The sequence below is a fragment of the Mesorhizobium sp. M7A.F.Ca.ET.027.02.1.1 genome (assembly GCF_004022985.1).
GTDB lineage: Bacteria > Pseudomonadota > Alphaproteobacteria > Rhizobiales > Rhizobiaceae > Mesorhizobium.
In genome coordinates this window covers 1-9,513 of the sequence record NZ_RZOL01000241.1, presented here as the reverse complement: position 1 = coordinate 9,513, position 9,513 = coordinate 1, and the positions used below count along the sequence as shown (strand labels likewise).

Sequence of the window (9,513 nt, the reverse complement as noted above, 5' to 3'; positions counted from 1 at the left end):
CCTCGCCGTCGCGGCTCATCTGCAGGCGCAGCGAGCCGATGCCGAGCAGCGAGCCGTCGGCGCCGAACAGCCCGGCACCGCCCCAGGACGGGTGCGCGGGCGCAATGAAGATCGCCTCGTCGAGCAGATATTCCCAATAGCCGGCGAATTCCTGCTTGGTGACGATCCTGGCCTGCACCGACTGGCCGATGCCGTCGGCCAGCACGACGGCGTCGCCGATCCTGGACTTGCCGGCATCGCCCAGCGCCACGGCCGGCAGGCCGAGCGGCGCCAGCGCCTGCACCAGGCCGAAGCCCGATTCCTGGTCATAGGCGAGCGCGTGCGCGGGGATGACGCGGCCGTCATGGCTGGTCAGCCAGACCTCTTCCGCTTCGGTGATGAGATAGCCGATGGTCAACACCAGCCCGTCATTGCGAATGACGACGCCGCTGCCTTCCCTGAGCGTGCCGAGCGCCCCGGCTGTAAAGGCATCTTCGGGAACAGTAGCCCGCACGGCAACGACCGAGCGCGGATTGGGATTGATGGTCATGCTTTTGTCCTGGATGGGCTTTGGCGACATCTTCTATAGGTATGCCACGCCGGAGAAGGCGCAAGGGCAAGGAAGAGCCCAATTGCCGATGTTGGCCCTGCGGGCATCGATAATAGTTCAACGCAAGTTGAACTTACACATCCGCAGCCCTAGTTTATGGCGACCTGCCATCCTTCCCCACGACACGAGGCCCCCGAGATGACCGAATACACCCCGCCGAAAGTATGGACCTGGAACAAGCCGAGCGGCGGAGCCTTTGCCAGCATCAACCGGCCGATCGCCGGACCGACGCATGACAAGGAACTGCCCGTCGGCAAGCATCCGTTGCAGCTCTATTCGCTGGCGACGCCGAACGGCGTCAAGGTCACCGTCATGCTGGAAGAGCTTCTGGCGCGCGGCCACAAGGGCGCCGAATACGATGCCTGGCTGATCCGGATCAACGATGGCGACCAGTTCGGCAGCGGCTTCGTCGAGGTCAATCCCAACTCCAAGATCCCGGCGCTGATGGACCGCAGCGGCAAGACGCCGGTGCGCGTCTTCGAATCCGGTTCGATCCTGGTCTATCTCGCCGAAAAGTTCGGCGAATTCCTGCCGACCGAACAGCCGGCCCGCGCCGAGGTGCTGTCCTGGCTGTTCTGGCAGATGGGCTCGGCGCCCTATCTGGGCGGCGGCTTCGGTCACTTTTATGCCTATGCGCCGGAAAAGTTCGAATATGCCATCGACCGCTTCTCGATGGAGGTGAAACGCCAGATGGATGTGCTCGACCGCCGGCTGGCGGAGACTGAATATCTCGGCGGCAAGGACTATTCCATCGCCGATATGGCGGTGTGGCCCTGGTATGGCGGGCTGGCGCTCGGCCGCATGTACAATGATTCCGCCGAGTTCCTGTCCGTGCAGGAATACACACATGTGCAACGCTGGGCCAAAGCGATCGACGCACGACCGGCGGTCAAGCGCGGCCGCATGGTCAACCGCGCTTTCGGCGAGCCTGCCATGCAATTGCATGAGCGCCATGACGCCAGCGATTTCGAGACCAGGACGCAGGATAGACTGGCCGCCGAATAGGCCATAGCGGGTCGCGGCAAAGGAAACCCGCCACCGACGCGACGTCGGGGCGGGTTTTCCCCAAGGTCCAGTGCTGCGGGAACCCCCTTAGTGCAGCACTTCAACGATCTGGCGGGTCTCCGGATCGACGAGGACCGTCTGGTCATTGATCACGGCGACGCGATATTTGACGTCGGGCACCTCACGCAATTCGACAGTGTCCGGCACCGAGGAGCCGAGCTTGAGTTCGACCCCCAGAAGGTTCACCGAGGCAAGCGGTTCCCTCTTGATGTATTCGCGAACGACCGTCTCCTGCTCCGGCTGGACGACGACGACGCTCTCCGCCAGCGCCGCACCAATGCCGCCCATCAGGACGACTGCGGCCGCCGCGCTTGTAAGATAAAGTTTCATGACCGTCTCCTAGTGACAATTGAATTCCGCCCTCCATAAAAACTCCACCGCTGCCATGCGGTTCCATCAAACTTCAGAATTGAAGATGTTACGTTTTCGGTTCGGATATTAATTTGTTGCTGATCAGACATGCGGCAGACAGCGCGGAAATGCTTGAAAACTTGCACAAATGTGTACGGACATTAGAAGACGAAAAATTCCTGCTGTAGCCGGATTGGCGAAGCACCTGTCGTCGCCGCGTCAAATCAGCCTCGCGTCTGGACAATGGGAGCACGAAAAAGGCTCGCCCCGCCGGGAGCAGAGCGAGCCATGGCAGTTCCGATGGAGGTGGCAACCTCACCGGTACCTCTAGAGAACGCGAAGCATCATCACTTGTTCCACCTGACGGCCTGAGCTCCATGCGAAGGAGGTCGCGCATGCGTCATGTTCCCACGATAACGCTGCGCCGAAATCTCCGGCAGGGATATGCTCGGACGCTGTCTCAGTGACCAAACACCGTGGTCGCGCTGGTGGCGAGGTTCCCCGAATTGCCCGGGCGCACACGCGCGAGTGATCCTGGCTACCCGGTCTTAGAGCCGGACACCGTCTCGACGCAATGGCGGGAAGGCGTCTACCGGATCCTGGCTCGGCGCGATATCATGCGAGCCCCTGAAGATCAGCCTCACGATGAGCACGAAGTAGCCGACCTGCAGGACAAGCAGCGTCGCTATCGTCCAGGCAAATGCCTCCCAGAAAGAGCCGGTAACCATATAGGTCCAGACCGCGACGATGATGGCCGTGGCTGACATTCCTACGAGAAACTGTCCAAAATACATGGTTTCCCAAAACCGTCGAAACCGCGGCGGTTCCGATCAGTCCCTGCCTCATTCCCATTTCCCGCAGACAACATTTCATTATTTTAGCAACTTCGCAAGTAAGCGGCCCATCTCCACTGCGCTCTCCATTGCGCGGCGACTTGGCAAGCGTGGCGATCCGGGAACGGCGGCGGGTGCTGGCGGGGGCTGCCAGCTGTCGGCAATCCAGAAGCACGCCTCCAGTTCAAGCACGGGAACAAACGCCGGCACCCCGAGTTTCGCCTGCAGTTTTCAAGGAAAGGAGCCCAACATGGCACCGCGCAACAAACCAGACGCCGATATCGAAGATGACGCACCGCAGGCGGACGGGCCGACCATCGAGCAGCAGGATTGGGATGCAATCAAGGGCGGCGAGATCCTGCCAGAGTCCGTGCCGGAAAACGGCGACATGCGTTACGGCATCGAAAAAGACGGCGATCTGCCCGACGAGGACGACGATAACGCGTACCAGGACAGCGACGACGCCCTTCCCGATGATGAGGAAGAAGCCGCGATCACGCGCGATCAGAACCGCGAGGGCCCATTCGACGAGACGTGAGCCATTCGTCGCCCGAGACATGACTGCCTGTTGTTGAACTTGCCAAAGCCACATTTTCCATGCCCGTTTCGCGGGAAAATGTGCTTGGCTGGCTAAGTTTTCCCCCTAAGCTTTATATGAGATTTACCTAAAATAGCGGAACATCCAAGGGACATTATCGGAACTGAACAAGGCCCCTTGGACTTTTGCGCACAACAGATAAGACCTTGGTCCTACAGGAAATAGCAAAAGCCCGACCTGACCGATTGAAGCTCCGCCAAGGGAACATCGGGCCGCGCTTGTCGTTTGTCGCGAAGGTTCGGCACCCCTGGTGTGCCATATCTGGAGAACGGCGCGATGCCCCACCGATCCACCATCGTCAAGACAGGCCATGGTCCAGGCACGGCGATCGCCGCGCTCATGGTTGGATTGATGGCGGTGGGCATCGTCTTCGTTGTTCTCGGCAGTTCGCTCTACTTCAGCGAGCAGCCTGCGGATCAACGTGCCCTGCCTTCGCCGCCCGCTCGATCGACACACGATAGCAAAGCGGCAAACTGAACGAGCCCGAACCAATTGCCGAGCGATGGCGAGATTGCGGCCGCGCGGGTCCTCCAGGCTTCGTCCAGTGGAGCGGACGGCTTCGGGCGATGTATTGTCCACCGGAGGCTTTTGGCGCCGCTTGCATTAATATTAGACGTATAGAATATAAGGATGGCCGGCGACCGCCAGAAGTCGGCTGGCCCGGCGTGCCTCCCTTTGCACCTGGCTGCCGGGCCATTTCTCGCCAACGGATGGCATGCGTCGGTGCACCGTCATCTTGACGTCTTCGCTTCTGTCTGGCGCGGATTCACCTTCGCGCCGCCTCGCCATGTGGAGCTCCAGCCTCGGCAAACGGCATTCTGCTCGGCAACTGCCGGAAAAATGCGGACGCCGAGCCGATCGCGCTGGTCAAGCCGCTAAGACGTGCTGGCTAGCTGCTAAAACCGAAGGATGACCGAGGGCCCGCGTCTGCGATAGCACCGGACGCGACGGCGACCATGCCGCCAATAACTACGGCAGACCCGTCTCCATCGCCGCCCGTGCCGGCGCCGGCGCCAGCCCCGATCCCAGTCCCGATCCGGGTCCCGATCCCAGTCCCGATCCCAGCGTCGATGGTCGACCGGCTGCACCTCCGCATGTGTACCGTCGTCGAAGGCCTCTGTTTGTGACGCCTCTATTTCATCGAGAATGCCGTTTCCGGCGCCTGGAACACCGGCCACTGCTTCGGTCGGGCGAATTGCCCCTGCAAGGGCTGCTGCCCCGGCAATGCCAAACATTGCTGTCAAGAAGGATCGCCGATCCATAGTAAACCTCCCAACGTTGCATAAGCTGAACGAAGCGCTCGCTTGCCGAATGAGCAGGCCCGCGCTCGGTGAAGATAGAGGATTCGCCAGCCGCCGAAGCGGCTTGCGAATCCTATCAGCGCAGGAAGGGACGTTGCTGCGCCGATCGACGACATGTCAGCCAAGGACTATTCACATCCCCAGAAAGGTGACGGCCGTCGCGAAAATCGGTGCGAGCAACCAGCGCGCTTGGCCAACACTTTTGTCCATCTGTTTCTCCGAATCCGGGAGACAAACAGTCGTGAACAGAGAGCCGTTCCCGTCGGTAAGACTAATGCGCTCGCGGACCGGACTTAAGTCGCACTTCTCATCCGACCGAAGCCCCAGCGGAGGAACATTTTCATTTGGCTCAAGTTCAGTTGCTCGTCAGCGTTGGACGATCTTGTCATGCTGACTCGCAAGGAGAAACAGTATGAAAATGCACCTAACGGGCACCGCTGCGGCGCTATTGCTGTTGGCCGGAGTCGGCGCCGTTGCCGCTCAGGACGTTGTCATTCAGCCTGAACAGGACACGGTCATCCGCGAGTATGTGAAGAAGCAGCCCCTCGCTTCGGTCAAGGTTCCCGGTGTGGAACTGAATATTGGTAGCGCGTTGCCGGAAACGGTCGAGCTTCATGAGATCCCCGATGTCCAATACCGCTACGTGGTCGTCGACAACCGCACCGTCCTGGTGGATCCGGGCACCCGCAAGATCATCAAGGTCTACGACTGAATTTCGAACGGTCCCAAACCCGCCGCCAGCCACGGCGGCGGGTCGCACATGTCAGGTTCCAATCAGGACGAGTGAAGATGACAAGCAAAGCTGTGAGATCCCCTGCTTTGGGCGTTCGCCTGGCCGATCTCCAAGCCAGAATGCGCGATGCGCGGGTAACGGATGCCGAAATGAAAACCTTTCAAAAGGTCGCGGCCATCATGGAAGATCGTCATGGCCGGATCGATGCCGACGACCTGATTGCGGCGTCGTTCCTCGCCGATCCGGTGCAGGAGCGACGGACGCCTTGAGGGGCATGCCGACAACCAGCAGACTTTTTGATTCCCCGTCCCGGGAAAGCGCGCCGAAAGTCTCAGCCGAATCCGCACTTTTGCTCCGGCCTATTCCGCTTTCGCGGAAGTTTCGAGCGACCTGCGATGTGCAATGTTGCTAATGCGGCGGTACGAGCCGCCCTGGTTGACGCGGGCGCCCGAGCCATCCCAACAATGCGCCCCCCCGTCCGCGTCGACCACGGCAGCCGCCCAGCGCTGTCTTCCCTCGCGAACTCCTCAAGCCGGCCTGCCTGATGCGGCCTGCGGCGACGGTCGGGCTTCAGCCGCCGACAAGCGCCTTTGTGGTCACCAGATTGACACCGGCCTCCGCGAATTCGCCATTGTGCCTTGTGATGACCTGTTCGGCACTCTCGCTGGCATTGTCCAGCGTGCTGTGCGCATCGGACACCACGGTCACGCCGAGCCCTCTGGCGATCGCGCCCTTGACCGTCGCGGCCACGCAAAAATCGGTCTGTGCGCCCAAGAGCACGACAGCACCCGCACCTTGCCCGGCCACCCAGTCACCGAAGGCGGGATTGCTGAATGCATCGCGCACCGATTTGGCAAAGGTCGGCTCGTCCGCCGCCTGGCCGAGCGCGGGCCAAACCGGCCAGCCCGGCTCATCCGGTGCCAACGGATCGCCATCGGGTCCGTCATGCCTGATAAAAGCGACCTTGCGCCCGCCGCGCCGCGCCCAATCGATCACCGCCTTGGTGCGCTCGACAATATCTGGCGCATCATGGATCGGCGGCTCGTGCACACCGTCGAACATGCCGGTCTGGAGACCGATGACAATGAGCGGCGCGTTGTCTGGGAGGCTGGCTTCTGACATGGGTTTTACATAGCACGGCGGACAAGGTGATCAAGATTTCGCTCATTCCGGCGCGCCGGCAAACAGCACGACGCCCTCGCCGCCGGTGGCCGGCCAATCCCTGATGGCGCGGTCGTTGCCGCCGGTCAGCACCGTGCCATCGGCGGTGAAGGCCACCGCGTAGATCGGGCCGGTCCGGCTATCGAACATCGCGATTTGGTTGCCGGTGTCCATGTCCCACAGCCGCGCCGTGCCGTCGAGCGAGCCGGAGACCAGGCGCTGGCCGTCGGCCGACAGCGCCAATGCGTAGACAGTGCCTTCGTGGCCTTCAAAGCGGCGCGCTTCGCGGCCGCTGTCTAGATCCCAGAGCTTGATCGTGTAATCGCCACTGCCGGTGACCAGATGATGCCCGTCGGCGGTGAACGCGGCGCCATATGTGCCTCGCTCATGCCCGTGCCAACTTCGTAATTGCTTGCCGCTTTCGATGTCCCAAAGTTTCAGTGTGCCGTCTATGCTGCCGCTGAGGGCTTGCCTGCCATCGGGCGCGACGGCGACGGCGCTGACCGACCAGCCGTTCCCGCTCATGGCGTGCAGCACAGCGCCCTTCTTGAGATCCCAGACGATGACATTGCCCGTGTCGTGCCCGCTGATGGCATGTTTGCCGTCCGGGCTGATCGCCAGCTTTCTGACGCCGCCATTGCCGCCCGAGGAGAAGACATGCAGCACCGCGCCGTCGGAAAGTTTGCGCTGCACGATCTCGCCGTCGTCGCCGGCCGTCAGCGCGCTGACGCCGTCGGGCATGAACAGCGCCGTGCGGGCCATATCCTTGTGCACGCCGAGAGTGCGGATCAGCTGCTTGGCGGCGATGTCCCACAGCTTGATCGTGTGATCGGTGCTGGCGCTCATGATCGAGTGCCCGTCGGGCGCCACCGCCAGCCAGACGACCGAATCGCGGTGGCCCTCGGGCTGCGTCGGTAGCGGCGGCGGAGCCGGCGGCAATGGCGCCACGATGGGCGGCGGAATGACCGCGACCTCCGGCGGCGCCGGAGGCGCGGGCGCGGTCGGCGGCACTAGCGTTGGCGGGGTCGGTTGCACCAGCGCCGGCGGCGTCAGTGGGACCGGTGCCGCAGGCGGATTGGCGGCCTCCGGCGGCGAAGCAACTTCTGCTGGTGCAGGCGGTGGGGCTGCCGGCTCTGAGGCCGGCGGCGCGCTGGCGACATCATGCCCCTTGGGTTCGTTGGCCTTCGGCTCGCCAGGGTTGGGTTCGTCGGCCTTCGGTTCGACGGGCTCGCTGGCTATGTCGCCGCCCTCATGCCAAGGGCCGAACCGGTCGGCGGCCAGTGCGGCGACCACGACCAATGGCAGGACGAGAAAGACTCTGCGCAGGCCGGGCCTGCCAGCATCCTGCATCTCCGCCGCGCGACCAAACAGCGGCGCGCCCGCTGCTTGGCCCGACCGGTCCGGCAAGAGGCCGGCCCAAAACAGCCCTGCACCAAGCAGGCAGGCGAACGCCGCCACCAGGAACCCCGCCAGCCGTAACGAGGCTGGGTCCATCGGCGGGCCTGAAAAGCCGCGCCAGAGGAAAGCCTCGCCGATTGCCGGCCAATAGATCCGCGCCAGGCAGCCTACGGCGACAACGACCAGGGCAAGGGCGAGCAATCTGTCGGCACCCTTGTTCATTGAAACCCCTCGGGCGTTGTTGCGGCCCTCACCATGTGACGGTTGCCCGCCGCATGTCGACGTCGAGACTATCAGCCGCAAGCTCGTGTCGCCAAGAGCCCGTGTGGACGCCCGGCTTGGTTGACACATCTTGCGTATCTGCCATCATCGCGCAGGGAGGAGAGATCACGATGAAGAAGACTTATGCGAAGCCGACCTTCGTCAAGAAGGGGAAGCTTTCAGCCGTCACGGCAAACGGCCCGACCAGCGCCACGCTTTAATCCGGCGCATCTTTGGCGGATCGCGCTAGCTGCTGGAGAAGCAAACTCCAGGTGCAATGGTTTTCGGAATAGGCGAAACAAAGAATAGGGGCCCTGGCCCCTTGTCGCTCATTGTTGGATTTATTGCAGGTTTGTTGCTTTCAGCTCGCATGGTTGACAGATGGCCGCAGTATGGCATCATCACGCTGGGATTTTAGGAGAGTCTGAAAATGAAGAAGATTTATGTGAAGCCATCGTTCTTGAAAAAAGGCCGTCTGTCGGCGGTCACAGCGTCAAACGGCCCCTCTATTATTATTTCAAACGGCGCCGCACCAACCTGACCGTAAACGTAACCTGATTGAAGCGGGGCGAAATTTCGCTCCGCTTTGGCGTGCCCAATCTCAGCGCGTCAAGACCAAATCGTCCACGACCATTTGCCAATAGTGTTTCGTCGACAGGCGAACACGCGTTACAGCCTTGAGCATCGGGGCGTAGTGCAGCGGCGTGAGCGCCGACAGCGTGATCTGATCGCTTGAAATCAGCTGCTCGCCAAGCCAGCTTTCGATCAGCGCCACCTCCCCTTCCGACGCCAGCCAGGCGGCGCTCAGCATGACCGAGTGAAAGCCGAACGGCCGTTCGCGGCTGAATTCGGCCGGCAGCCCGCTGCTGGTGTAGAGCACATAGTCACCGGAGACATTGCCATTGACATAGCCCTGGCTGTCCTTGGTGTAGTCGCGGGCCATCGCATTCAGGTTGCGCCACGTCAATCCGGCATGACCGGCCGGAATTTTCCTGAAGGGGCGCGACGTCACATCGTCGAAATCGATCGTTTCGAGGGCGGCATCAGTGTCGATGCCGGCGCGTTGCGGCGACAGCAGGCCGAGATCCGCCGAGTAGGGCGACAGCGTCAGCCGCCGCTCCAAGCCGCCGCCGCTGACGCTGGCCGTGTCGGCTTCTTCAGCCAGGTCGAAGCTGAAGACGGCACCCGGCGCCAGTGCCCGCGTCTCCAGGACGTGCCCGTTC

Annotated in this window: 12 protein-coding genes and 1 pseudogene; 7 read left to right on the top strand and 6 right to left on the bottom strand. The window is 62.1% G+C overall.

Annotation, left to right across the window (positions count from 1 at the left end):
* Nucleotides 1-529 (bottom strand): S1C family serine protease (locus EN749_RS23265; protein WP_145990979.1); only part of this gene is annotated, 529 nt, incomplete at its 3' end.
* A gap of 198 nt (nt 530-727) precedes the next feature.
* Here EN749_RS23265 and yghU point away from each other — a divergent pair.
* On the top strand, nt 728-1,594 hold the full coding sequence (gene yghU / locus EN749_RS23260) for a glutathione-dependent disulfide-bond oxidoreductase (protein ID WP_128364055.1): 867 nt from the start codon (nt 728-730) through the stop codon (nt 1,592-1,594).
* Nucleotides 1,595-1,681: 87 nt separating this feature from the next.
* Here the strand turns inward: yghU and EN749_RS23255 are convergent, their stop codons facing one another.
* Entirely contained in the window at nt 1,682-1,984 is a 303-nt protein-coding gene (locus tag EN749_RS23255) for a DUF1236 domain-containing protein (protein ID WP_027035237.1), read from the bottom strand.
* Between the two features lie 569 nt (nt 1,985-2,553).
* Nucleotides 2,554-2,772: an exopolysaccharide production repressor protein gene (locus EN749_RS23250; RefSeq protein ID WP_306462370.1), complete on the bottom strand. Its 219-nt coding sequence runs from the start codon at nt 2,770-2,772 to the stop codon at nt 2,554-2,556.
* 316 nt (nt 2,773-3,088) lie between these two features.
* Here EN749_RS23250 and EN749_RS23245 point away from each other — a divergent pair, with 316 nt between their 5' ends.
* From EN749_RS23245 to EN749_RS23225, 4 genes are all read left to right on the top strand, one after another.
* On the top strand, nt 3,089-3,376 hold the full coding sequence (locus EN749_RS23245) for a hypothetical protein (RefSeq protein WP_127268526.1): 288 nt from the start codon (nt 3,089-3,091) through the stop codon (nt 3,374-3,376).
* Nucleotides 3,377-3,712: 336 nt separating this feature from the next.
* Nucleotides 3,713-3,913 (top strand): hypothetical protein, encoded by a 201-nt coding sequence (locus tag EN749_RS23240; protein ID WP_128364054.1) that lies wholly within the window; start codon nt 3,713-3,715, stop codon nt 3,911-3,913.
* A gap of 1,236 nt (nt 3,914-5,149) precedes the next feature.
* Nucleotides 5,150-5,449 carry a DUF1236 domain-containing protein gene (locus tag EN749_RS23230; RefSeq protein WP_127396222.1) on the top strand — a complete coding sequence of 100 codons (300 nt, stop codon included), beginning with the start codon at nt 5,150-5,152 and terminating at the stop codon, nt 5,447-5,449.
* 77 nt (nt 5,450-5,526) lie between these two features.
* Nucleotides 5,527-5,739 carry a hypothetical protein gene (locus EN749_RS23225; protein WP_127811366.1) on the top strand — a complete coding sequence of 71 codons (213 nt, stop codon included), beginning with the start codon at nt 5,527-5,529 and terminating at the stop codon, nt 5,737-5,739.
* Nucleotides 5,740-6,040: 301 nt separating this feature from the next.
* On the opposite strand, the gene EN749_RS23220 is transcribed toward EN749_RS23225, so the two are convergent.
* Both EN749_RS23220 and EN749_RS37785 read right to left on the bottom strand, forming a co-directional pair.
* Complete coding sequence (locus tag EN749_RS23220; protein ID WP_127809772.1) at nt 6,041-6,592, bottom strand: isochorismatase family protein; 552 nt, start codon at nt 6,590-6,592, stop codon at nt 6,041-6,043.
* A gap of 42 nt (nt 6,593-6,634) precedes the next feature.
* Complete coding sequence (locus tag EN749_RS37785) at nt 6,635-8,251, bottom strand: WD40 repeat domain-containing protein (RefSeq protein ID WP_189367676.1); 1,617 nt, start codon at nt 8,249-8,251, stop codon at nt 6,635-6,637.
* 170 nt (nt 8,252-8,421) lie between these two features.
* Between EN749_RS37785 and EN749_RS23205 the strand changes: the two genes are divergently transcribed.
* Entirely contained in the window at nt 8,422-8,511 is a 90-nt protein-coding gene (locus tag EN749_RS23205; protein ID WP_127396513.1) for a putative RiPP precursor, read from the top strand.
* Nucleotides 8,512-8,720: 209 nt separating this feature from the next.
* On the top strand, nt 8,721-8,831 hold the full coding sequence (locus EN749_RS23200; protein ID WP_127396512.1) for a putative RiPP precursor: 111 nt from the start codon (nt 8,721-8,723) through the stop codon (nt 8,829-8,831).
* A 60-nt stretch (nt 8,832-8,891) separates the two neighbouring features.
* Here EN749_RS23200 and EN749_RS23195 read toward each other — a convergent pair.
* Nucleotides 8,892-9,513, bottom strand: a pseudogene (locus EN749_RS23195) (hypothetical protein); the annotation flags it as partial.